Source organism: Sphingomonas sp. 320_CC (genome assembly GCF_059691795.1).
Window position 1 is genome coordinate 1,284,544 of record NZ_JCAWAE010000001.1, and the last position, 23,446, is coordinate 1,307,989.

The 23,446-nt window shown below is 65.8% G+C and carries 21 protein-coding genes and 1 pseudogene; 9 read left to right on the forward strand and 13 right to left on the reverse strand.

What is annotated here, in order from left to right; all coding sequences use genetic code 11:
• Positions 1 to 212: 212 nt before the first annotated feature.
• Positions 213 to 1,022, reverse strand: coding sequence for an IclR family transcriptional regulator (locus AC59GX_RS05985; protein WP_426280558.1), 810 nt, complete (start codon positions 1,020 to 1,022; stop codon positions 213 to 215).
• A gap of 164 nt (positions 1,023 to 1,186) precedes the next feature.
• Between AC59GX_RS05985 and lldD the strand changes: the two genes are divergently transcribed.
• On the forward strand, positions 1,187 to 2,320 hold the full coding sequence (lldD, locus tag AC59GX_RS05990) for an FMN-dependent L-lactate dehydrogenase LldD (protein ID WP_497301217.1): 1,134 nt from the start codon (positions 1,187 to 1,189) through the stop codon (positions 2,318 to 2,320).
• A gap of 205 nt (positions 2,321 to 2,525) precedes the next feature.
• On the opposite strand, the gene fucP is transcribed toward lldD, so the two are convergent.
• The 5 genes from fucP to AC59GX_RS06015 are packed head-to-tail and all read right to left on the reverse strand — an operon-like array spanning position 2,526 to position 7,451.
• Entirely contained in the window at positions 2,526 to 3,803 is a 1,278-nt protein-coding gene (gene fucP / locus AC59GX_RS05995; RefSeq protein WP_497301219.1) for an L-fucose:H+ symporter permease, read from the reverse strand.
• Positions 3,804 to 3,831: 28 nt separating this feature from the next.
• Complete coding sequence (locus AC59GX_RS06000; protein ID WP_426280554.1) at positions 3,832 to 4,584, reverse strand: L-fucose dehydrogenase; 753 nt, start codon at positions 4,582 to 4,584, stop codon at positions 3,832 to 3,834.
• A complete protein-coding gene (locus tag AC59GX_RS06005; RefSeq protein WP_497301222.1) occupies positions 4,581 to 5,858 on the reverse strand; it encodes an L-fuconate dehydratase in 1,278 nt (425 codons plus the stop codon). The genes AC59GX_RS06000 and AC59GX_RS06005 overlap by 4 nt, the downstream gene beginning before the upstream one ends.
• Positions 5,855 to 6,700, reverse strand: a complete 846-nt coding sequence (locus tag AC59GX_RS06010) for a fumarylacetoacetate hydrolase family protein (protein WP_426280551.1) — start codon at positions 6,698 to 6,700, stop codon at positions 5,855 to 5,857. The genes AC59GX_RS06005 and AC59GX_RS06010 overlap by 4 nt, the downstream gene beginning before the upstream one ends.
• A gap of 10 nt (positions 6,701 to 6,710) precedes the next feature.
• Positions 6,711 to 7,451, reverse strand: a complete 741-nt coding sequence (locus tag AC59GX_RS06015; protein WP_426280550.1) for an SDR family oxidoreductase — start codon at positions 7,449 to 7,451, stop codon at positions 6,711 to 6,713.
• 112 nt (positions 7,452 to 7,563) lie between these two features.
• Between AC59GX_RS06015 and AC59GX_RS06020 the strand changes: the two genes are divergently transcribed.
• A complete protein-coding gene (locus AC59GX_RS06020; RefSeq protein WP_426280549.1) occupies positions 7,564 to 7,905 on the forward strand; it encodes an L-rhamnose mutarotase in 342 nt (113 codons plus the stop codon).
• Positions 7,906 to 7,926: 21 nt separating this feature from the next.
• On the opposite strand, the gene AC59GX_RS06025 is transcribed toward AC59GX_RS06020, so the two are convergent.
• Positions 7,927 to 10,209, reverse strand: coding sequence for an ATP-dependent helicase (locus AC59GX_RS06025; protein WP_120299660.1), 2,283 nt, complete (start codon positions 10,207 to 10,209; stop codon positions 7,927 to 7,929).
• A 109-nt stretch (positions 10,210 to 10,318) separates the two neighbouring features.
• Between AC59GX_RS06025 and AC59GX_RS06030 the strand changes: the two genes are divergently transcribed.
• The 4 genes from AC59GX_RS06030 to AC59GX_RS06045 all read left to right on the forward strand — a co-directional run bounded on the left by AC59GX_RS06030 (position 10,319) and on the right by AC59GX_RS06045 (position 14,224).
• Positions 10,319 to 10,714 carry a GFA family protein gene (locus AC59GX_RS06030; protein WP_426280548.1) on the forward strand — a complete coding sequence of 132 codons (396 nt, stop codon included), beginning with the start codon at positions 10,319 to 10,321 and terminating at the stop codon, positions 10,712 to 10,714.
• 202 nt (positions 10,715 to 10,916) lie between these two features.
• Positions 10,917 to 11,246, forward strand: coding sequence for a UrcA family protein (locus tag AC59GX_RS06035; protein ID WP_426280547.1), 330 nt, complete (start codon positions 10,917 to 10,919; stop codon positions 11,244 to 11,246).
• A 251-nt stretch (positions 11,247 to 11,497) separates the two neighbouring features.
• A complete protein-coding gene (locus AC59GX_RS06040; RefSeq protein ID WP_426280546.1) occupies positions 11,498 to 13,165 on the forward strand; it encodes an inorganic phosphate transporter in 1,668 nt (555 codons plus the stop codon).
• A 111-nt stretch (positions 13,166 to 13,276) separates the two neighbouring features.
• A complete protein-coding gene (locus AC59GX_RS06045; RefSeq protein WP_426280545.1) occupies positions 13,277 to 14,224 on the forward strand; it encodes a glycosyltransferase family protein in 948 nt (315 codons plus the stop codon).
• Here the strand turns inward: AC59GX_RS06045 and AC59GX_RS06050 are convergent.
• The gene (locus AC59GX_RS06050) at positions 14,140 to 15,384 is read right to left on the reverse strand and encodes a glycosyltransferase family 4 protein (RefSeq protein WP_426280543.1); all 1,245 of its coding nucleotides are present in this window, start codon (positions 15,382 to 15,384) and stop codon (positions 14,140 to 14,142) included. The genes AC59GX_RS06045 and AC59GX_RS06050 overlap by 85 nt on opposite strands.
• 141 nt (positions 15,385 to 15,525) lie before the next feature.
• On the opposite strand from AC59GX_RS06050, the gene AC59GX_RS06055 reads away from it, so the two are divergent.
• Together AC59GX_RS06055 and AC59GX_RS06060 are read left to right on the forward strand one after the other, a co-directional pair.
• Positions 15,526 to 17,619 (forward strand): HAD-IIB family hydrolase, encoded by a 2,094-nt coding sequence (locus AC59GX_RS06055; RefSeq protein ID WP_426280542.1) that lies wholly within the window; start codon positions 15,526 to 15,528, stop codon positions 17,617 to 17,619.
• Positions 17,616 to 18,482, forward strand: coding sequence for a glycosyltransferase family 2 protein (locus AC59GX_RS06060; RefSeq protein WP_497301226.1), 867 nt, complete (start codon positions 17,616 to 17,618; stop codon positions 18,480 to 18,482). The genes AC59GX_RS06055 and AC59GX_RS06060 overlap by 4 nt, the downstream gene beginning before the upstream one ends.
• A 53-nt stretch (positions 18,483 to 18,535) precedes the next feature.
• Here the strand turns inward: AC59GX_RS06060 and AC59GX_RS06065 are convergent, their stop codons facing one another.
• From AC59GX_RS06065 to AC59GX_RS06075, 3 genes are read right to left on the reverse strand one after another with little or no spacing between them, the layout of a single operon-like run.
• On the reverse strand, positions 18,536 to 19,642 hold the full coding sequence (locus AC59GX_RS06065) for a glycosyltransferase (RefSeq protein WP_426280539.1): 1,107 nt from the start codon (positions 19,640 to 19,642) through the stop codon (positions 18,536 to 18,538).
• On the reverse strand, positions 19,639 to 20,466 hold the full coding sequence (locus tag AC59GX_RS06070; protein ID WP_426280537.1) for a hypothetical protein: 828 nt from the start codon (positions 20,464 to 20,466) through the stop codon (positions 19,639 to 19,641). Before AC59GX_RS06070 ends, AC59GX_RS06065 begins: the two co-directional genes overlap by 4 nt.
• Positions 20,467 to 20,477: 11 nt before the next feature.
• A complete protein-coding gene (locus AC59GX_RS06075) occupies positions 20,478 to 20,741 on the reverse strand; it encodes a hypothetical protein (RefSeq protein ID WP_426280536.1) in 264 nt (87 codons plus the stop codon).
• Between AC59GX_RS06075 and AC59GX_RS06080 the strand changes: the two genes are divergently transcribed.
• Positions 20,715 to 21,557: an amidohydrolase family protein gene (locus AC59GX_RS06080; RefSeq protein WP_426280535.1), complete on the forward strand. Its 843-nt coding sequence runs from the start codon at positions 20,715 to 20,717 to the stop codon at positions 21,555 to 21,557. The two genes, AC59GX_RS06075 and AC59GX_RS06080, sit on opposite strands and share 27 nt — an antisense overlap.
• On the opposite strand, the gene AC59GX_RS06085 is transcribed toward AC59GX_RS06080, so the two are convergent.
• Both AC59GX_RS06085 and AC59GX_RS06090 read right to left on the reverse strand, forming a co-directional pair.
• The gene (locus AC59GX_RS06085) at positions 21,554 to 22,990 is read right to left on the reverse strand and encodes a mannitol dehydrogenase family protein (RefSeq protein WP_426280534.1); all 1,437 of its coding nucleotides are present in this window, start codon (positions 22,988 to 22,990) and stop codon (positions 21,554 to 21,556) included. The two genes, AC59GX_RS06080 and AC59GX_RS06085, sit on opposite strands and share 4 nt — an antisense overlap.
• Positions 22,987 to 23,211, reverse strand: a pseudogene (locus AC59GX_RS06090) (altronate dehydratase); the annotation flags it as partial. The gene AC59GX_RS06085 and the pseudogene AC59GX_RS06090, both read right to left, overlap by 4 nt.
• Positions 23,212 to 23,446: the final 235 nt, after the last annotated feature.

A 23,446-nucleotide genomic window follows, 5' to 3' on the forward strand; every position in this document is an offset into this window, starting at 1 on the left:
AGTATTGTTAGCCAGCCGTCGGGTAGATAAATACTATTCTACCCGGATGGGTGGACACCGGATTAGAGCAGAGAAACTGTTCAGAACGATGTTCCATGCGGCCCCGCCAACGCCGTCTGACTGGTCGATATGGCCCTACGTTCGACGCATTCAGCCACGGATCAGGGTGGCAAGCGACAGGAGGATGCGGCTTATAACAATAGCCTCAGACCTCAGGCGGACGCCGCGCCCGGCGCGTACCAGCCTAGCGCTTGCGAAATCTGCGTTGCGGTACGCTTCAGTGCAACCAGTGCTTCGTCGGCGGAGATATGCGGGGTCTCGTCGATGACCTCGAGGAACGGGATGGTCAGCGCGGCAACGACGTGGCCGTCAAAGCCGAAGATCGGGCAACTGATGTCGGACACGCCGCCCATCCGTGCGCTGCGGATCGATTCATAGCCGCGTTCGCGGATTTCGGTAAAGGCGGCATCGAGCGTGTCGCGGGCCGCCGGGTCCATTGTTTGGTCGAGGATCGCGGATCGGGCATCGTCGGCCATGAAGGCGAGCAGGACGTGACCCGAGCAGTTTGTCGCCAAGGCTATGCTGGTACCCAGCCGGACGGCGAAACCGGTCGGGCCGGGGCTTTCCTGTCGAAGAATGATCAGCCCGGACGTGCCGTTGACGACGACGAGATGGCAGGATTGCACCGCGATCGCGGAAAGCGCCTGCATCAGCGGCGCGGCGACGTGCGTCAGTTCCTGCGCGGGGGTCGCGCGGTGCGCGGTTTCGAGGAGCTTGTAGGTCACGCGGTAGCGATCGCTGCCGGGATCCTTGTGTAGCCAGCCGCGCCGGTCGAGCACGACGATCACGCGGAAGAGTTCGCTGATCGACCGCGCGAGGCGAGTGGCGATTTCCCTGACCGTAAGGCCGTTCGGTTCGCGTGCGAGGAGTTCGACGATGTCGATCGCCTTTTCCAGCGCGGGCGCCGTATAGACGCGCGGACTGGCGCTATTGATGTCTGGCGGCGGCGAGGGAAGCGGCATGGTTGAAGCTATCGTGATGGCAGGCGCGATCCTTATGCCGCAGACGCGCGGACGCGGAACAACAATCTTTCATATCTGAAAGTTGCTGGCGGAGGCGTTGGCTTGCTAGGGAACGCCGTACGCGGCGACCTGAGGATCGATGCGCAGACCATAGGAGACGCCGCATGACGATCGCCTCGACTCTCGATTTCCGCGAGGCTGCACGCAAGCGACTGCCGCGGTTCCTGTTCGACTATGCCGATGGCGGTTCCTATGCGGAGGCGACGCTCGCGCGCAACGTCAGCGACCTGTCGGGCATCGCGCTGCGCCAGCGCGTGTTGCGCGACGTGTCCGATATCGATCTGTCGACGACGCTGTTCGGCCAGCACCAGGCGCTGCCGGTCGGGCTCGGGCCGGTCGGGATCGCGGGCATGTACCATCGCCGCGGCGAGACGCAGGCGGCACGCGCCGCGCATGCCGCGGGGGTACCGTTCTGCCTGTCGACGGTGTCGCTGTGCTCGCTCGGCGAGGTGGTGAAAGCGGCGCCGACCGGGCCGACCTGGTTTCAGCTCTACGTCATTCGCGACCGGGCGTTCATGCGTGATCTGCTCGCCACGGCTAAGGCGGAAGGCGCGAAGGCACTGGTGTTCACGGTCGACATGCCGGTGCCGGGCGCGCGCTACCGCGATCAGCATTCGGGAATGTCGGGGCCGCGCGCGCCGCTGCGCCGGATGTTGCAGGCGATGGGGCGTCCCGGCTGGGCGTGGGACGTGGGCTTGCACGGGCGGCCGCACCAGCTCGGCAATCTGGAGCCGGTGCTGGGCAAGGCGAGCGGGCTGAACGATTACATGGGCTGGCTTGGCAACAATTTCGATCCGTCGATCGCGTGGAAAGACCTCGAATGGATCCGCGACGGCTGGGACGGGCCGCTGATCATCAAGGGCATCCTAGATCCGGATGACGCGCGCGAGGCGGCGGCGATCGGTGCGGATGGGATCGTCGTGTCGAACCATGGCGGGCGGCAGCTCGACGGCGTGTTGTCGAGCGCGGCGGCGCTGCCGGCGATCGCGGAGGCGGTGAAGGGGCAGCTGACGGTGCTGGCGGATTCGGGCGTGCGGTCGGGGCTCGACGTGGTGCGGATGCTGGCGCTGGGGGCGGACGGCGTGCTGCTCGGCCGGGCGTGGCTGTATGCGCTGGCGGCGCGGGGCGAGGCGGGGGTGACCCAGTTGCTGACGCTGATCGAGCGCGAGATGCGCGTGGCGATGGCGCTGACGGGGGTGCGGTCGATTGCGGAGATCGATCGGGGTATTCTGGTCTGAGGGCAGGGCCTCCTAACGCTCGCTTCACGCTCACGCACGCTGCTTAAGTTAACCACCCCGGCGAAGGCCGGGGCCCAGTTGGAAAGGTCGTCATAACGTAGGGCGGTCCCTGGTTACCTCCGTCCCCCAACTGGGCCCCGGCCTTCGCCGGGGTGGTGGCAACATCGGGAGGTCCTGCGAGTTTTCCAGTGCCTCGATACAGAGCTCAGTGGATCGTCGGCTCTAGCGCCTCACCCGACAGCGTCCGTCCGGCCTTTACCGCAAACGCCAGCACCACCAGGAAGCACGCCGCCGGCACCAGCATCGCGGTATCGATCCCGGCAAGATCGGAGATATGCCCCATCAGCCCGGTCAGCACCGCGCCGCCGATGATCGCCATGATGATCAGCGAGGCGCCCGCGCGACGGAGCGGGCCCAGCCCGTCCATGCCGAGCGCGAAGATCGTCGGGAACTGGATCGACATGAACAGGCTGGCAAGCACCAGCGCGTACAGCCCGATTTGCCCGCCGGCGAGGCCCGCGATGCCTGCCAGCACGGCACTTACCACCGCGAAGATCGCCAGCAGGCGAGGGGGCGCGATCCGGCCCATCAGCGCGGTGCCGGCGAACCGGCCGATCCCGAACAGCACGAGGCTGGCGAAGAGGTAATCCGCGGCATCATGCTCGGCCATGCCGGGCACGTTCGCCTGCGCATAGCGGATCGTATAGCTCCAGATGCCGACCTGCGCGCCCACGTAGAAGAACTGCGTCACCGTCGCGAAGATCAGCCGCGGGTGGCGGAACACGTCGACGAACCGCGACGGTGCGCCGACGGTTTCTTCCGCGCGATGCTCTGGAAAGCGGATCACCGCGGCGGCGACCGCGAACAGCAGCGCGACGAGGCCGATCACGAGATAGGGCGTCTGCACCGCGACGACTTCGCTGCGATAGAAGGCCTCGCGCGCCGCCGGGCTCATCGCCGCGACCGCGTTCTCGTCGTGGACGATCGCCGACAGGATGAAATACTTGCCGATCAGCACGCCCGCGACGGTGCCGACCGGGTTCGCGGCCTGCGCCCAGTTCAACCGCTTGGCCGCGGTCGTCGGGTCGCCGAGTTCGGTCATCAGCGGGTTCGCCGACGTCTCCAGGAACGCGAGCCCACACGCGATCACGAACAGCGCGGCGAGGAAATACAGATACTCCCCGTAATGCGCGGCGGGATAGAAGAGCAGCGCCCCCGCCGCATACAGCACCAGTCCGGTGACGATCGCGGTCTTGTAGCCCTTCGCGCGCGTCACCAGCGCCGCCGGCACCGCGAGCAGGAAATAGCCCATGTAGAAGGCCTGCTGGACGAAGCTGGTCTGGAAGTCGGAAAGCGTGAACGCCTTCTTGAACTGCGCGATCAGGATGTCGTTGAGGTTGTTCGCCATCCCCCAGAGGAAGAACAGCGCGACTGTCAGCACGATCGCCGGCACATATTTCCTGTCGGCGGTCGTTCCGCTCATGATCCACTCCTGATTATGTTTATGTTTGTCAGTCTATCGCGCGGTCGAGATGGGTGTAGCCGCCATCGACGTAGAGCCACTGGCCGGTCGTGTGGCTTGCCCGGTCGGACAGCAGGAACACCACCGTGTCCGCGATCTCGCGATCCTCGGTCATGCGGTGGCCGAGCGGTATGCGCGCGACGATGCCGTCGAGCTTCGCTTGCGGATCGTCGAAACTGTCGACCCAGCGCTGGTACAGCGGCGTCATCACCTCGGCGGGGATCACCGCGTTGACGCGGATTCCATCGCCGCGCAGCGCCACCGCCCATTCGCGGGTGAGCGCGAGTTGCGCGCCCTTGGCGGCGGCATACGCGCTGGTGTCGCCTTGCCCGGTAACCGCGGTCTTCGACGAGATGTTGACGATCGCGCCGCCGGTCTTGCGCAGATGCGGCACCGCGTGATGCGCCATCGCGAAATAATGGACGAGGTTCTGGTCGAGCGAGGCGCGAAACTCAGCCGGCGTCCGGCCGAGCCCGATATTGTCGTTGGCGCCAGCGTTGTTCACCAGCCCGTCGATCAGGCCATAGCGCGCGACCGCCGCCTCGACCGCCGCCGCGCACGCAGCGTCGTCGGACAATTCGGTCGCGACGAACAGATGCTCGGCCGTGAAGTCCTCGGGCGCGCTCCGCGACACGATCACCGGGATCGCGCCTTCCTCGGCCAGCCCGCGGGCGATGGCGAGGCCGATCCCGGCCCCGCCACCCGTGACGATCACGACCTTGCCGGCGAGCCCGAGCTTCATCCGGCGAACCGATAGTCGATCAGCGACTGCGGCTTCATCTCGATCGAATAGCCCGGCAGCGTCGGCGGCATGTAGGCTGCGTCACGGATCACGCAGGGATCGATGAAATGCTCGTGGAGATGATCGACATACTCGATCACGCGCCCCTCCTTGGTCCCGGAGAAGCAGAGATAGTCGATCATCGACAGGTGCTGGACATATTCGCACAGCCCCACGCCGCCGGCATGCGGACACACCGGCAGGTCGAACTTCGCCGCCAGCAACAGCACCGCCAGCACCTCGTTGACGCCGCCCAGGCGGCAACTATCGATCTGCACGACGTCGATCGCACCCGCCGCCATGAACTGTTTGAACATGATGCGGTTCTGGCACATCTCGCCAGTCGCGACCTTCACCTCGCCGATCGCGTTGCGGATCGCCTGGTGGCCCAGGATATCGTCGGGGCTGGTCGGTTCCTCGATGAACCAGGGCTTCGCGAAGGCGAGTGCGTTCACCCATTCAATCGCCTGCGGGACGTCCCACACCTGGTTCGCGTCGATCATCAACTTGCGGTCGGGGCCGAGCACTTCGCGTGCGATCGTCAGGCGACGGATATCGTCCTCCAGATCGCGACCGACCTTGAGCTTGATATAGTCGAAGCCGGCATCGACCGCTTCCTGCGCGAGCCGCCGCAGCTTCTCGTCGGGATAGCCGAGCCAGCCGGCCGACGTGGTGTAGCAAGGGAAACCGGTCGCCTCGAGATCGGCGATCCGCTCGTCCTTACCTTCCGCCCGCTTGGTCAGCAGCGTGAGCGCGTCCTCCGGCGTGATCGCGTCGGTCAGATACCGGAAGTCGATCGTCCGGACCAGTTCCTCCGGGGTCATGTCGGCGACGAGGCGCCAGACGGGCTTGCCGACCGCCTTCGCCCAAAGGTCCCAGATCGCGTTGACCACCGCGCCGGTCGCGAGGTGGATCGCGCCCTTGTCGGGGCCGATCCAGCGCAACTGGCTGTCGCCGGTCAGGTGCCGCCACATTCGCCCCGGATTCTCGATGATCCAGTCGAGGTCGAGCCCGATGACGAGATGCCGCATCGCCTCGATCGCCGCGACGCAGATGTCGTTGCCGCGGCCGATCGTGAAGGTCAGGCCGTGACCTTCGAGCCCGTCCGTATCCGTGTCCAGCACGACATAGGCGGCCGAGTAGTCCGGATCGGGGTTCATCGCGTCGGACCCGTCGAGTCCCGCGCTGGTCGGGAAACGAAGGTCGATCGTGCGCAGGCCGGTGATGGTCGTCACGCGGCGGCGACCATCGTCTGTGTCTGTTCGCCGAGGCCATCGATACCGAGGCGGACCGTCTGGCCCGCACGCAGATAGACCGGCGGCTTCTGGCCCAGACCGACGCCCTTCGGCGTACCGGTCGAGATGATGTCGCCGGCTTCGAGCGTGCAGAAATCGCTGAGGTAGGAAACGATCGTCGCGACGTCGAAGATCATGTTGGCGGTGGTGCCGTCCTGATAGCGATGGCCGTCGACTTCGAGCCACAGACCCAGCTTTTGGGGATCGCCGACCTCGTCCGCGGTTACGAGCCAGGGACCGATCGGGCCGAACGTATCGCAGCCCTTGCCCTTGTCCCACGTACCGCTGCGCTCGAGCTGGAACGCGCGCTCAGACACGTCGTGGACGACGCAGTATCCGGCGACGTGCGACAGCGCGTCTTCCTTGGCGATGTGGCGGCCGGGCGTGCCGATGACGACGCCGAGTTCGACCTCCCAGTCGGTCTTTTCCGAGCCGCGCGGGATCTCGACATCGTCGTTCGGACCCTGGATCGCGCTGGTCCACTTGCCGAACACGACCGGCTCGGCGGGGAGGTCCATGTTGCTCTCGGCGGCGTGGTCCGAATAATTCAGGCCGATGCAGATGAACTTGCCGGTGCGCGTGACGCACGGCCCAATCCGCGGCGCGCCGTCGACCTTGGGCAAGGTCATCACGTCGAGCGCGGCGATCTTCGCGAGCCCCGCGGGCGACAGCAATTCACCGGCGATATCGCCGAGCTCGGCGGGCAGCGCGCGGATCGCACCGTCCTGGTCGAGGATGCCGGGCTTTTCCTCGCCGCGGGGGCCGTAACGCAGTAATTTCATCAAATGATCCTTAGTTGACCCAACCGCCGTCGATCACGTGGACCGCGCCGGTGGTGAAGCTCGATTCGTCGCTGGCAAGGTACAGGAACAGCGCGGCGATCTCTTCGGCGCGGCCCAGCCGGCCCATCGGCTGGCGCGCGACGAACGCGGCGTCGGCCTCGCTCACGGAAATGCCCTGCGTCCCTGCCTGCGAAACGATGCGTTCGCGCAGGGACGGGGTCTCGATCGTGCCCGGGCACACGCAGTTGCAGCGGATCCCGCGGCCGACGAAATCGGCTGCCACGGCCTTGGTCAGCCCGACCACCGCCGCCTTCGATGCGCCGTAGGCGTAGCGGTTGGGGATGCCCTTCACGCTCGACGCGATGCTGCTCATGTTGACGATCGCACCGCCGCCGCGCGCGAGCATGCCGGGCAGGAACGCGCGGGTCATGCGGTGCATCGCGTGGACGTTGAGGTCGAACGACAGCATCCAGTCGTCGTCGCTGCCCTGGAGAATATCGCCCGCCGCGACGAAGCCGGCGACGTTGGCCAGAATGTCGATATCGCCGATCGCGGCAGGCAGCGCGGCAATCGCGCTGGCGTCGAGCAGGTCGACGACCAGACGTTCGACGCCGTCGATCGCCTGCAGCGTATCGCCATCACGATCGAGCGCAAAGACCCGTGCGCCCTCGTCACGGAAGCGTTCTGCGGTGGCGCGGCCGATGCCTTGTGCCGCCGCGGTCACTACCGCGGTCTTGCCGGACAGTCTCATTCCATCTCCTGCGCGTCGTTGTGCGTTTTGTTGGTTTTATTAGTCAAAGTGACTTTTGAAAAGGGGCGGCGACGCTATTGTCGCGGGAGTACGCCGTATCGAAGGAGTTTCCGTGACGTATCGCATCGTGACCGCGCTGGACCTCGTCGACGACGCAGCCCTGATCGCCGCCTATCGCGAACGCCACGCGCCGGGCGCCGTGTGGCCCGAGGTCGTGCGCGACATCGTCCAGCGGGGGTATCGAGAGATGGAGATCTGGCAGATCGCCGACCGGCTCGTGATGATCGCCGAGGTCGAAGACGATTTTCCATGCGCGGCCGACCCGGCGTTGCAGCCGGTCGTCGCGTCCTGGGAGACGGCGATGGACGTGTATCAGAAGCCGATCGACGCGACCGGGCCGAAATGGGCGGTGATGGAGCGGATATTCTCGCTCGCCGATCAGACCGCCGGCTGATCCGTCCTTCTCCTCAGGTCGTTAGGGCGTGAGCGTCACGAAGCTGTCCATTACGCGCTTGCGGCCCGACTGTTCGAAATCGATCTCCAGCTTGTTGCCTTCGATCTCGGCGATCAGCCCGTAGCCGAACTTCTGGTGGAACACGCGCATGCCGAGCGACAGGTCGTCGCGGCCCTTGTTGCCGAGGCTGATCGCGCTGGAGCGGCTTTCGACGACGCGTGCGGGTTTGGTGGAGAAGGTGCTGCCGGTGCCTGATGCGCGCTGCCAGCCGGGACCGCGACCGGTGCCGCGCGCGACGTCCGCGAACGGATCGGCGCGGTCGGACCAATTGGCCTGCCAGAGGCTCGCGCCGCCGGACATCGTGGTTTCCGTGTCGATGTGTTCGGCGGGGAGTTCGGCGACGAAACGCGAGGGGATCGACGAGTTCCACTGGCCGTAGATGCGGCGATTGGCAGCGTGGATGATCACCGCAAGTCGGCGTGCACGCGTGATCGCGACATAGGCGAGACGACGTTCCTCCTCGAGGCTCTTCACGCCGCCTTCGTCCAAAGAGCGCTGCGACGGGAACAGGCCTTCCTCCCAGCCGACCAGGAAGACCGTGTCGTATTCGAGGCCCTTGGCGGCGTGAATCGTCATGATCGTGACCTGCGGGTCCTGCGCGCCGCCCTCGTTGTCCATCACGAGGCTGACATGCTCTAGGAAAGCGCCGAGCGAGTCGTACTCCTCCATCGCGCGGACGAGCTCGCTGAGGTTCTCCAGGCGGCCGGTCGCCTCGACCGACTTCTCGGCCTGGTACATCGCGGTGTAGCCGCTCTCGTCGAGCAACTGGCGGGCGAGTTCGGCGTGCGGCAGGCTGGTCGCCATGTCGCGCCAGCGGGCGATGTCGCCGACCAGTCGGCCGAGCGACTTCTTCGCCGCGCCGGTCAATTCGTCGGTGTCGAGGATGCGCGCGGCGGCGGTCGTGAGCGGCGTGCCGGTGGCGCGGGCGAGCTGATGGATGCGCGCGACCGCCTTGTCGCCGAGGCCGCGCTTGGGAACGTTGACGATGCGTTCGAAGGCGAGGTCGTCCGCGGGCTGGTTGACCACGCGGAGGTACGCCAGTGCATCGCGAATTTCGGCGCGTTCGTAGAAGCGGAAGCCGCCGACGATCTTGTACGGCATGCCGATCGCGATGAAGCGGTCCTCGAACTCGCGCGTCTGGTGCTGCGCGCGGACCAGAATCGCGACCTCGTCCAAGGACTTGCCGGAGCGGCGGACGATGTCGATCTCCTCGCCGACCCGCCGCGCTTCCTCGGGGCCGTCCCAGACGCCAATGACCTTGACCTTCTCGCCGACGTCGCGCTCGGTCCAGAGCTGCTTGCCGAGCCGTCCGCCATTGTTGGCGATCACGCCCGACGCGGCGCCGAGGATGTGCGGCGTGCTGCGGTAATTCTGTTCGAGGCGGATCACCTTCGCGCCCGGGAAGTCGCGTTCGAACTTCAGGATGTTCTCGACCTGCGCACCGCGCCACGAGTAGATCGACTGGTCGTCGTCGCCGACGCAGGCGATGTTCTTGCGTTCTTGCGCGAGCAACCGCAGCCAGAGATACTGCGACGAGTTGGTGTCCTGATACTCGTCAACCATGATGTATTTGAAGCGCTGCTGATACTGCGCGAGCACGTCGCGGTGCGTCTTCAGGATCACCAGCATGTGGAGCAGCAGGTCGCCAAAATCGCACGCGTTGAGCGCGATCAGCCGCGCCTGGTATTGCTGGTACAGTTCGCCGCCGCGACCGTTGGCATAGCGTTCGCTCTCGCCCGCATCGATGTCCGCGGGGACGAGGCCCTTGTTCTTCCACTGGTCGATCAGCCCGGCGAGGCTGCGCGTCGGAAAGCGCTTCTCGTCGATGTCGGCGGCGAGGATCAGTTGCTTTAACAACCGCAGCTGGTCGTCGGTATCGAGGATCGTGAAGTTCGATTGGAGCCCGACCAGTTCCGCATGGCGGCGCAGCATCTTGGCCGCGATCGCGTGGAAGGTACCGAGCCACGGCATCCCTTCGACCGCATCGCCGACCAGGCGACCGACGCGCTCGCGCATCTCGCGCGCGGCCTTGTTGGTGAAGGTGACGCTGAGGATCTCCGACGGCCACGCCTTCTTGGTGAAGATCAAGTGCGCGAGCCGTGCGGTCAGCGCCGCGGTCTTGCCCGTGCCGGCGCCGGCGATGATCAGGACGGGCCCGTCGGTGGTCAGCACCGCCTCGCGCTGCGGCGGGTTGAGACCGCGCAGATAGGGAGGCTCTGCTTGCGGCGCGGACGTTTGGGCGATCTGGTTCACCGGTGAACAGGTAGGGAACGGGGGGCGATGGGGCAAGCGGGTATGACTTGCGCGGTTCGACGATACGTGGAACAAGTTGAGAACATAGAGGGAGGCGGGCATGCTGGCGGGACGATGTCATTGCGGATCGATCAGCTATGTCGCGGAGGGCGAGCCCGAGCATCACGCGCTGTGCCATTGCGGCGATTGCCGGCGAAGCGCGGGAGCGCCGATGGTAGGCTGGATCGCATTCAGATCCGAACAGGTGACCATCTCGGGCGATCCGGTGACGTATGAATCGTCGGCAAGCGGTCGGCGTCAATTCTGCGGACGGTGCGGGACGGGACTATTCTATACCAATGCGGCGTATCTGCCGGGGATCATTGACGTGCAATCCTGTACGCTGGACGATCCCGAGGCGGTCGCGCCGGGTGCGCATATCCAGGTGGCCGACCGATTGGCGTGGATGGCGGATGTGGCCGCTCTGCCTGCGTTCGAGCGATATCCGGGGATGTGACCTAACGCCTCATCTAGAGTTTCGGCGCGTCGTCGGACCGTCGCCAAACCGTCGCGCGAGCGTAACGAATCACGGGTAGGGGATGCGCAGCGACGTGGTTCGTCGTCGGAGATGCCGCACCCAGAAAGGTGTCCCGACGCGCTGGCGCCGTCGCCCGCAGGCATAGCCTTGCGGACCGCAGGACCATTTGAGGAACATCATCATGAAGCTTTTCATCAGCGTCGCTTCGGCGGCGATCGTCGGCGCTTGCCTGTTTTCCACGGGTGCTTCCGCGAGTTCCGGGCGCGACCCGGTATCGGTGCGCGTGTCGCGCGCCGGGCTCGACCTGACCAGCGATGTCGGGCGCACCGCGTTCCAGCGCCGGCTGCGTTCGGCAATCGTCGGCGCCTGCCAATCGCACGGTGTTGGCCTCGCGGCGCTCGCCGACGCGCAGCAATGCCGCAAGGAGATGACCGCGGATGCGGACGTGAAGATGGTCACTTTGTTCGGCCGCAATGGCATGCAGCTCGCGAGCATCGGTGAAGCTCGGTGAATTAACTTACTCACGTCCGACGAAGTCGGTTCCGAACATCCTCCCCCGCAAGGGGGAGGTGGCGCGAAGCGACGGAGGGGGAGGACACGGAACGCACGTTGTCCTCTGCCTCCCCCTCCGTCTGGCGAGGGCCAGCCACCTCCCCCTGGCGGGGGAGGATTGTAGAGAGCGACGTCCCAAATAGGGTCGAACGATCGCTTGATTTACATCTGTCATAAGATTGTCATCGTAAGGGCCGACTGCACATTCCTATGGCAACCTCCACATTTGCACCCGATGCGGTGACGGCTGATTCGAGCGCTACCGCTGCGCCGCATACCGGTCCCAAGCTCGATCATGCGCTGCATCCGTCCGGGCGCTGGATATTCCTCGCCGTGCTGATCGGCGGGCTTGCCTATGCCGGGTTCAGCATCGCCTTCGATACCGCGCAGGTCGGCGAGAGCCTGGCGGGCGGGGCGTTCGCGTTTCTCGCGCTCGCGCTGCTGATCGCGCTCGGGTTCGAGTTCGTGAACGGGTTCCACGACACCGCCAACGCGGTCGCCACCGTCATCTACACGCATTCGATGCCCGCGCCGCTCGCGGTCGTGTGGTCGGGGTTCTTCAACTTCCTCGGCGTGATGCTGTCGTCGGGCGCGGTGGCGTATTCGATCGTCACGTTGTTGCCGGTCGACCTGATCCTGAACGTCGGCAGCGTCGGCGGGTTCGCGATGATCTTCGCGCTGCTGCTCGCGGCGATCCTGTGGAACCTCGCGACCTGGGCGGTCGGGCTGCCCAATTCGTCGAGCCATGCGCTGATCGGCTCGATCCTCGGCGTCGGCCTTGCCAACCAGATCATCAATGGCGGCGGCGCGGACGGCACGTCGGGCGTCGACATGGTGCAGGTCTGGAAGGTGCTCTCCGCACTCGCGTTCAGCCCGATCGTCGGGTTCGTCGGCGCGCTGTTGCTGCTGCTCGTGATGAAGCGGTTCCTGCGCGACAAGAAGCTGTACGAGGCGCCCGAGGGCCAGACGCCGCCACCGCGCGGCATCCGCGCGCTGCTGATCGGCACCTGCACAGCGGTCAGCTTCGCGCATGGCAGCAATGACGGGCAGAAGGGGATGGGGCTGATCATGCTCATCCTGATCGGCTGCGCACCGACCGCATATGCACTGAACCGGACGATGCCCGAGAGCGCGATGCCCGCATTCGTGCAGTCGGCGCAGGCTGCATCGGCCGCCTACCGCGCGCATGCCGACGGCGCGCCCGCCGACGTTGCGACTTCGCGTGCGCAGGTCACCAAGGCGCTGAAGAGTAAGCATGTCGCCGACCCGGTCATCTATGGCGCGCTGGCGACGCTGTCGGACGACGTGTCGAGCCGGATCGAAAGCTATGGGTCGCTGGGCAAGGTGCCGGCTGCCGCGACGCCGAACCTGCGCAACGACATGTACCTCGTGCTCGATACGACCAAGCTGATCGCCGAGGACAAGTCCGCGCAGAGCCGCTTCACCGCGCAGGAGATCACGACGCTCAAGAGCTATAATAGCGGGCTCGAACAGGGCACTCGCTATATCCCGACCTGGGTGAAGGTGACCGTCGCGCTGGCGCTCGGGCTCGGGACGATGGTCGGGTGGAAGCGGATCGTCGTCACTGTGGGTGAGCGGATCGGCAAGACGCATTTGACCTACGGCATGGGCGCGTCGGCCGAACTGGTCGCGGCGGCGACGATCCTGCTGGCGGTGAAATACGGCATGCCGGTGTCGACCACGCACATCCTGTCGTCGGGTGTCGCGGGCGCGAGCGTTGCGAATGGCGCCGGGCTGCAGCGTCGCACGGTCATGAACATGGCGCTTGCATGGGTGATGACGCTGCCGGTGGCGATGCTGCTGTCGGGTGGGCTGTATTGGCTGCTGCTGACGCTGGCGCATACGTTCGGGTATTGAGCGGCTCGGCCGTCATCCTGACGAAAGTCGGGATGACGGCGGTAGGTTAGATCGGAAGGGTGCCGGTCGCAGCGGGGGAACCGGTCCTTGGCGCCGCGGGTTGCCGGAGCCATGCGATTGCGATGCTCGATCTGTGGGAACTGGGACTGGCTCGTGCGCGAGGATTGGTTCGAGTGTAGCCACTGCCGCCTGCTTGTCCGCGACGTGAGCGAGGTCGGTGCGGTTGCCGACGAGATCGTCGCGCGGTTGGGAAGCGGGCTTGTCGACCTACAGCGCGATCCTGCGGAGCGCTGGATGCTCGACCCAGCCGGTTTGCGGAACGCGGCGTGGCGGTTCGGGTTCGAGGTGGAGCCGGTCGCTGTTGCGAAGGGCGACGTGCGCTTTCCCCCCGATTACCGTCCTGCCCAAGCGCATTCGGCTCCCGCGACGACTGTGCCGCACGCGATAGGGCTCGGCATCATGGCGCGGCCCGCCGACGCCAACGACATCGTCGAGATCGCGACCGATTATCGCACCGCGTTTGCCCAGATCGTCGTCCTGCTCGACGGCTCGGCAAACGAAGCAAGCGATCTCGCAGCGCGTATTCCTTGGGTGGAGGTCGCCCATCACCCTCTCGCCGACAATTTTGCCGCACAGCGGAACAGGCTCCAGGACGCGTTGCAGACCCGCTGGGTGTTGCAGATCGATACCGACGAGCGCCTCGACGGCGCTTTGCTCGACGCGCTTGGCTGGCTGGTCGCGGCGGCGGATCGCGACGAGTTGCGCTCGCTCGGCGTGTCGCGCCGCAACCTCGTCGACGGGGTGCAGTCCGCGTCCTATCCGGACATCCAGTACCGCCTCAATCGCAGCGATATCCGCTTTGCCGGCCGCGTCCACGAGCGCCCGGTCGTGCCGTTCGTCGAGAGTTCGCTGGCACTGGCCGGTGTGCTCGAACACCGGCTTGATGGCGAGCGGGTGCGCGAGCGGACGCGGATCTACGAGGCGATGTCGACCGGCGCGGGCAGGCCGGAGGACGAGGCGTTGCTGCTCGCCCCCTTCGATCCGATCGCGGTGCGATAGACCGCGCTCGTCTGCGCGGACAGGGTATCGCGCGTGAACATCCCCGACGCACGCCGGCTCGCCGCGGCGTAATGCGCGCGCAAGGCCGGGTCCTCGATCAGCCGCTGGATCTGCGTGGCGAGGTCGTCGCCGGTGCAGGCCTTGGCCAGTAATCCGGCACCGCTCTCGCCAATGAACAGCCGCGCGCTCGGGTCCTCGGCGCAGGCGACGACCGGTCGGCCGAACATCATCGCCTCCTGGTACACCAGCCCGAAGCTCTCGTAGCGCGAGGGTGCGACGATGACGTGGGCCGCACTCATCAGGTCGTGCAACGTCGGTTCGTCGACACGGTGATGGCAGCGCAGCCTGGTGCGTGCGGTGGACGGAAGCGCCTTCAAATCGTCCGCGTGGACACCAACGATCGTGAGGCGGAAATTGCGCATCCCGGCATCTGCGCGCCGGGCGAGGATCCGCAGCGCCATGATGAGCGCATCGAATCCCTTCCGATGTTCGTCCCGCCCGACGAACAGCAGTTCGATCGACTGGTCCTCGGGGATATCGTCGGGATAGGCTGCGGCCGTTCCTCGGGCCACGATCTCCGGCGGCAGGCTGAGGCCGATGACCGCGTGATGCCCGGTTGGTCCCGGCGCTTCGACGCCATACAACCGGGCGATCTTCTCGCCGTGAAGCTGCGTGTTCGAGATCAGTGCCTTGCTGAAGCGCGCTGCGACCCGCTCCGCAAGCATCGCCGCGCGCCGATCCAACCGGTCGCGCAGACTCGTTACCGTTTCGGCCGAGGTCGCTGCCGGGGTCGAGTTTCGCGTCACCAACGGCGCGGGGCCGGTAAGTGCGATCGCCAGTCCTGGCGCATACCAGTTGGTCGCCTCGACCACGTCGAACGGCTCGCGTCGGTGCTCGCGAGCAACCGCTCGGCGGAACGCGAACGGCGCGACGAGGTGCCCGATACCCGCAATCTTCCGGAGGCGCGCGGCGAACGATCCCTCGCGCAGACCGCAACCGATGACCGTAACCCGGCCGTCGTGGCTGTCTTCGCGACGGTCCATAGTGAAGACACGGACGTCGTTGCCAGACTGTGCCAATGACTGCGCGATTTCGCGCGCGGCGCGAGTAAGTCCGCTCTTTTCAGGAGGATAGGCCCAGGTGAGTAGAGCGATTCTCACAGCGATCGATCACCGAGCGAACGAGGCGTCGCAGGGAACGTAATAACCTGCGTCAATACCGGCATGTAAAGTATCATCGGCCCGGAACTCGGCAACCCCGTGAGCGGTTCCTTACGTGAATTGCAGATGAACGGGGGAAGGGTGTTCGTACTACATATCGCGTTGCAGGGGTGTTTACGCGCAACCGACGTCGAATACGGAATCACCGCGGATACCGGGGGCCATATCCGGTACCTTCTCGATCTCGTCGCTGCCAGCGGCCGCAATTCGGCGATCGACCGGATGGAAATCGTTACCCGGGCATTCCATCATGCGGCGTATGCGGAATGCTATGCCGAGCCGATCGAGACGATCGACGGCACAACGCGTATCGTCCGATTGCTGACCGCGTCCGATGCGTATCTCGTCAAGGAAGACCTGTGGACCGAGCATGGCAGCCTGGTCGAGGCTTTGGTGGCGCATATCGCGACGCTCGATCGCACGCCCGACGTCATGCACGCGCATTATGCCGATGCCGGACTGATCGCGGCGCGTGTGTCCGCGCGCACCGGCATCCCCTATGTGTTCACCGCACATTCGCTCGGTCGGGTGAAGCTGGCCGCGTTCGATCGTGAGTGCGCGGAAACCGCGGGTCTCGATCGCCGGATCGCGATCGAGGAAGAAGCCATCGCCGGGGCGGCTGCGATCATCGCGTCGTCGCGTGACGAGGCCGAAGTCCAGTATGCCGACTATGATGCATATGATCCCGGCCGCATTCGCGTGTTCGCGCCGGGTAGCGATCTCAAGCAGTTCGCGAACTGTGGCACCGATGCTCGCGTTGATGCGCTGATAAACCGGTTCCTCGACGATCCCGCCAAGCCGGTAATCCTCGCGATTGCGCGCCCGGTGACCAAGAAGAACCTTGCGGCACTTGTCCACGCGTACGGCCGGTCACCCGCGCTTCAGGCCGCGGCGAACCTCGTGATCCTGGCGGGCACGCGTGACGACAGTGCGACGCTGGAGCCCGAGATTCGCGACAACATCGCCGAACTGCTCCAGTTGATCGACCGTTATGACCTGTACGGCAAGGTCGCCTATCCGAAGCAGCACCGACCGGACGATATCGCCGCCGTCTATGCCCATGCCCGTACCCGGCGCGGCGTCTTCGTTAATCCGGCGCTCAACGAACCGTTCGGGCTGACCTTGCTCGAAGCGGCGGCGAGCGGCCTGCCCGTGGTTGCGACCGACAGCGGTGGTCCGAACGATATCGTCGAGACCTGCGGCAACGGCATTCTCGTCGATCCGCGTTCGCCTAGCGCCATCACCGATGCGATCCTGAAGATACTAGACGATCCGGCGCTGTGGTCGCGCTACTCAGCGGCGGGGTCGGTAGCGATCCGCGCCTATGACTGGGACCGGCACGTACAGCTTTATACCGGGTTGCTCGCAGAGGTCGTGAACGCCGCGCCTGTGGTCACGGATCGGAAGCCGGAATTGTTGCTGGTGTCGGATATCGACGGAACGTTGATCGGCTGTGCAAAAGGCGTCGACGATTTCACCGCGTGGCACGACGCGCAGACCGATGTCGCGTTCGCTATCGCCACCGGGCGCAGCTTCCACAGCGCGATGGCGGTGCTCGGGCAGCATGATGCACCGCGCCCCGAAATCCTGATCACCTCGGTCGGCTCGGAGATCTATTACCGGACGGTGCGCGGGGCGGTGTACGACCGCGATACCGAATGGGACGGGATCATCGCCGCCGGTTGGGACCGCGAGGCGGTTGCTGCACTGATCGGTCAACATGCCGGACTGACGCCGCAGAGTCCGCTCGAGCAGCGCCGGTTCAAGCTCAGCTATTTCGCGGATGGCGACATGGCGGCGGCCGAGCGGGTGCGGGCTTTGCTCGCGGAACACGGTCACAGCTGTTCGATCATTCAGAGCCACGGCCGCTATCTCGACATCCTGCCGCATGCCGCGTCGAAGGGTACCGCGGTCGAGCATGTCCGCCGCCGCCTCGGTCTCGAACCGCGACAGGTGATCGTCGCTGGCGACAGCGGCAACGATATCGAGATGCTGCGATCGTCACGCCACGCGATCATCGTCGGCAATTATTCGGACGGCCTGGGATCGCGGGCGGACTTGGCGCACGGCTATGTCGCAATCGGCCATCACGCGCGCGGTGTGATCGAAGGCGTCGCGTTCTTCCGCGATGCCGCGGCCGGGATCGACGTCGAGGGTATCAGGAAGGCATCGTGACGTCCTCGATGGTCAGCGTCCTGACGCTGGTACGCGGTCGCCGCGCGCATCTGGTGAACCTGATCGCCGGCCTCAACGCATCGACGCGCAAGCCTGACGAATTGGTGATCGCGTACATGCAGGATGCGCCGCACGCCGATCTCCCGCCGACCGACTTTCCGGTGCGCGCGGTGTTGGTCGAGGGGGAGGCGATGCCGTTGACGGCGGCGCGTAACCGCGCGGCGGCGGCTGCGCGTGGGGATCAGTTGATTTTCCTGGACGTCGATTGCGTCCCTGCGCCGACGTTGGTCGAGCGCTATGCGGCTACGGCGGTCGAGCCGGGCGGTATTCGCTTGGGCGAGGTGCTGTATCTCCCCGCCGGCGCGCTGGATGCCGGGCTGGACTGGGACATGCTCGACCGGGTCGGCGTGCGTCACCCGGCCAAGCCGCCGATCGCATCTGATGAAATACGGCCGACACCTAGCCATGGTGAGCTTTGGGGCCTGTCGTTCGCGATCTCCGCTGCGGACTGGGCGCGGGCAGGGGGGATGGACGAGCGCTATGTCGGCTATGGCGGCGAGGAAACCGACTTTGCCGCGCGGCTCGAGCACGCCGGGGTGCCGATGTGGTGGGTCGGTGGTGCGCGGGCGTATCACCAGCATCATGTCGTCCACACGCCGGCCTATCAGCATTTCGACGCGATCATTCGCAACGCGCGGTTGTTTCGCACAACGTGGGGGCGGTGGTGCATGGACTATTGGCTGGGGCATTTCGCCGAGCGCGGGTTGATCGCCTGGGATGCGGAAACGATTACGGTGTTGCGAGGTCCGACTGCGGAAGAGGTGGCCGCGTCAAAGATGCCGCCGGAGGTTTTGTTCAGCTGAGATGCTGCGCAACGTGTCGATCCTCCCCTGGCGGGGGAGGATCGACTAGCGCTCTATTTCGAAGCGGGCGCCCAAAGCGAGACCGCCAGTCCTTCCAGATAGTCAGCGGCAACCTTGGCCGCATCCGCGTCGTACAGGTCGGCGAGCGCGGCCGGACCGAGCGCCTTCGCCGCGTCGAGGATACCGCGCCACGGTGCCAACGCGCCGGGCCATGACGGCAGCGCGACCGCAGCGCCAAGCTCCGCGAGACGCTCCGCCTTCCGGGTCTGCTCACCGAAATACCGCCATTCGGGTGCGCAGACATAAGGCCGGCCGACGCGTGCGATCTCGTGTACGGTATTGTCACCGGCCGATGCGATGACGACGTCGGCGGCGGCGATGTGGTCGGTGACGCCGGGGACCCAGCCGAGCTCGACGAGATTGCCGAAATCGGTCTCATGCCCCTCGCGGTGGACCGGCCCGAGCACCAGCCACAGCGCATCCGGCACCGCGCGCGCTGCCATCGTCAGCGGCGCGTAGGGCGTGCCCGCGCCGCCGCCACCGGTGAGGACCACGATGATTTCCTTGGTCGGATCGAGGCCGAGTTTCGCGCGCGCCTCGGCCCTGGTCGGGACGGGGTCGACGGTGGTGCACAGGCCGCCGGCGTAGCACGTGTTGGCGCGTACCCAGTCCGGCGTATCCGCCTGCTCGAGCGCCTCGCCGAACGGTGCGAGCAGGCCGACGCTTGCCTGATATGCGCCCAGATGACCCGGATCGAGCCGGTCGCCGTGCATTCGGATGCTGATCGCGGGCACGCTCGCGATCCGGGCGAGCAATGCGATCTCGGCGGAGACGTCGACCACGAACAGCGCCGGATCGACGTCGTCGAGATGGTCGATGATCGTCCGCATCGTCGCGCGGGTCTTCGCGACACCGAGCGGAACGCAGTGCATCACCTCGGGCGTCGCCTGCGCGAACAGGCCCGGCGTCGGCACCGGCGCGCCAATCATGTCGGGCAGCGCGGCGATCGTGATCGGCCGCTCGAACCCGTCGAACAGCGAAGGCTTGGCGGTCAGGATCGTCACCGCGCGCTCGGCCGGCAGCTCGCGGATGATCGCCATCGCACGGTTGGCGTGGCCGCGACCCTGGTGATGGATGAAGAACGTGATCGGCTTGGTCATGCCGAACGTTGTACCGATTCGGCCTCCGATGGCGATTGATATCGATCAGCATAGTCGGCGCTCAACCCGAATGCCGCCTCGACCTCGGGATCGAGCCACGCGGTGATGTGTTCGGCATCAGCAGGCGCGAGTTCGGGATAAGCCGTCGGAACATAGGGCGCATAGCCTTGCCCCTTGTAGCTGGTGATCGGCACATATTCTTTGCGCCGTGCAATCCCGGTCGCCTCGGACAACGCCTCGACGAACGCCGACGGCGCACGCGCGAACGCATCATAGCCGAGCAACGCAACGTTGTGCGTCCGGTTGGTCAACGACGCCCAGTGGCGCAGCTTCGCGGTACGCTTGGCGATGCAATTGGCGAAGCGTTCGCCGGTTTCCGGATCGCGCTCGTGCAGCATCTCGTCGCCCTGCATCGGATGCCCCGGCTCGATGGGGCCGAAATGATCGTCCCAATAACTGTGCCACTGGCTGCGGATGAACTCGTCGAACGGCTGTGCCTTGAGGTCCGGGTGCGCGTGCCAGGGCTGGCGGTGAAGGCTACGGGTCCAGTCGAACGCATCGCGCGCGATGACCAGCACCAGCGTATCCTTCACGAACAACGTTTGCGGCGGCACGAACCAGTGCTTGAAGCCGAAATCCTCGGTGATCGTCACGCTCGGCATGTTCGCCTCGATCGCGCGCGTGACGAGGTTGGTACCGCTGCATCGCTGGCCGTAAACCTGGACTCGCGTGATCGGCACGTCGCCCCGCTTCAGTATCCGCAGGCCCTCCAAAGGCTGGAGCCAGTTCAAGGGTTTAACGTGCGGTTTGGCGGGCGTCGACATGGGGAATGCCGCTAGCGCCGACTGATGTCCGGTACAACCATCGTGCCGGGAAAGGCTTCGATGGTGGTGGTATTTAAAAAACGGAGATCATCCGGACGGTCCGCAGCAACGGTTATATCTTCATGCCGGCGGTCGTCGCGAAACAGCGTTCGGTCACGGCGACAGGTCGATCCGATTGCCGCGCTGGCGAGCACGCGGTACGTTCTTTGGATGCAGACACAGCCGACCAGCCGAGAGAGAATCGCGGCGTGACTCGTATCGACGCGCACCAGCATTTCTGGTCCTATTCGACGTCTGTGTTCGACTGGATCGATCGCGACAGCGTGCTCGCCCAGGACTTTTTGCCTCCCGATCTAATGCCATTGTTGGACGGCGCCGCGATCGATGGCTGTATCGCGGTGCAGGCGCGGCAGACCGAAGCCGAGACCGACTGGCTGCTGGAGCTCGCGGCTGCGCATCCGCGGATCATCGGTGTGGTCGGCTGGATCGATCTGCGGGCCGGCGACATTGCCGAGCGGCTGAAGACCTGGTCGGGATCGTCCAAGCTGGTTGGCTTTCGGCATATCGTTCAGGACGAGCCGGACGACGATTTCCTGCTGACACCCGAGTTCGTGCGCGGGGTCCGGGCGACGGTCGAGCGCGGTTTCAGCTACGACATTCTCGTCAAACCTCATCAGGCGATTCATGTTCGTCGATTCTGCGATCTGGTCGCGGCGGGGCGTTCGACGGCACCGCGGCTGATCCTCGATCATGGCGCGAAGCCCGAGATCGCGCATGGTGGCTGGCAGCGTTGGGCGGATGCGATCGTCGAGATGGCGCAGGTGCCGTCGCTTTATTGCAAGATATCCGGGCTCGTCACGGAGGCGGATCACGCGACGTGGACGGCGGACCAAATCGCGCGGTATCTCGATCACCTGCTTGCGTGCTTCGGCCCTGACCGCCTGATCTTCGGCTCCGACTGGCCGGTCTGCCGCCTTGCCGCCGAGTATCGCCAGATCGTCGACCTGATCGACGGGTTCGTCACGCGCGCTTGCCCGGAGGCGCGGGACGCGATCTTCGGCGGCAATGCTCGGGCGGCGTACAGGGTCTAGAGGTTCACGCCTGACCAGTCGCCGCGGCTGATCCGTTCGGCTGCTTCGGCGATCGCGGACCGGGCGGCTGCGTCCTCGCGGAGTTCGGGTGGGAAGCCCAGTCCGGCGTCGATCAGGCGCGCGACGACCTCGGCGGGCGTTCCGTGGCGTGCCGCGTCCGCCAGGCGATCGCCGGCGGGATCGACGATCGAAATATCGTCGCGGGCACGTTGCATCAGGAACGTTACCCATGCGCCGAGCGCGGTGACGACGCCGGTGGGCATGCGACCCGCGCGGCGGTTTGCGACAAGTGTATCGCCCAGCCGGTAGGGCAGCTTCTGCGATCCGTCCTGCGCGATCTGGTCGAGCCGGTGGACGATGACCGGGTTGCGGAACCGCTGGAGCACGGCGGCGCGATAGGCATCCAGGTCGAGGCCGGGGGTGTGGGCTAGCATCGGGATGATGTCGTCGCGAATCATCGCATCGACGAACCCGGCGAGCGCCACGTCGTTCATTGCGGCCGCCACGCTCGCTGCGCCACGGAGCAGGCCGATATAAGCGAGCGTCGAATGCGCCCCGTTGAGGATCCGCAGCTTCGCCTTCTCGTAGCTGGCGACGTCGGTCGTGATCGTGGCGCCGACCGACGCGAGATCGGGGCCGAGCGGCGTGCCGATGTCCTCGATCACCCACTGCACGAAGGATTCACGCTGGACGGCGGCAAGGTCTTCGAGCCCGATCGCTTCGGCGACGTCGTCGTATAGAGCGGCGTCGGACGCCGGCGTGATCGAATCGACCATCGTCGACGGCACCCGCACTTCGCCGGCGATCCAGTCCGCCAGATCCGTGTCGCCCACGCGGGCGAAGGCGACCAGGGCCGCGTGGAGCTTGGCGCCGTTGCTGGCGAGATTGTCGCACGGCATCGGCACGAACGGGGCGACGCCCGCATTCCGGCGCGCGGCGAGGCCTGCGACCAGCCATCCCACCAGGCTGCGCGGGGTGTCAGTCCCAGCAAGATCATGGACGATATCGGCATGCGACAGGTCGAGCGTGCCGTCGGCGGCGAGGCAATAGCCCTTCTCGGTCACGGTCGACGTCACCAGTCGGACCGCGGGATCGGCGAGCAGTGCGTGCGTTTCGGTCGCGTCGTCGGGCCCGAGGAACCGGCGATGCGCACCGATCACGCGGTTCGACGATTCGGCGTCGCGGATCGCGAGCGTGTAGAGCCCGTCCTGCTCGGCAAGTGCTGCGACCGTTCGCTTGCTGCGCATCGAGACCGCCGCGATGCCCCAGCGTGGATCATGGTCCAGCAGCGCGTCGATATACGCCGCCTGATGCGCGCGGTGGAATGCGCCAGGCCCGAAATGGACGATGCCGATCGAGGGGAGGGGGCGGCCTCGCGGGCTCTCGATCGTCGCTGCAAGCTGGTCGAGCGTCGCATGGGTCAGTCGTGTCAAAGCGTTACTCCACGTTTCCAGATCGCGATCTCGCGTTCGCCATTGCGCTCGGCGGCAGTCTCGCGGCCCGATGCGATCGCGGCGATGCAGTCGAGCAACGCAGCTTCGGCCGAGGCGAACCCCTGGTCGAGCACCCGTCCGGCGTCGAAATCGATCCAGCTTTGCTTGCGCTGGGCAAGGTTACTGTTCGACGCGATCTTGATCGTCGGCACGGGGAAGCCGGGCGAGTGCCGCGGCAGGTTGCGCGGAATAGCTTGAGACAGGGTGAGCATGGTGTCGCCGGTATCGATCCGGTCGCCGATATCGCCGTCGCGTAGCAGGGTCGCGACGCCGTCGCCTGCGCGGACTATCACTGCATCGACCATTCCGAACCCTCCGCTCCATTTTCGCGTGCAGGATCGCATAGTCTCAAATCGGCGCGCGACGCACGAATAAAGCTATCGGGGAGCGTCATCG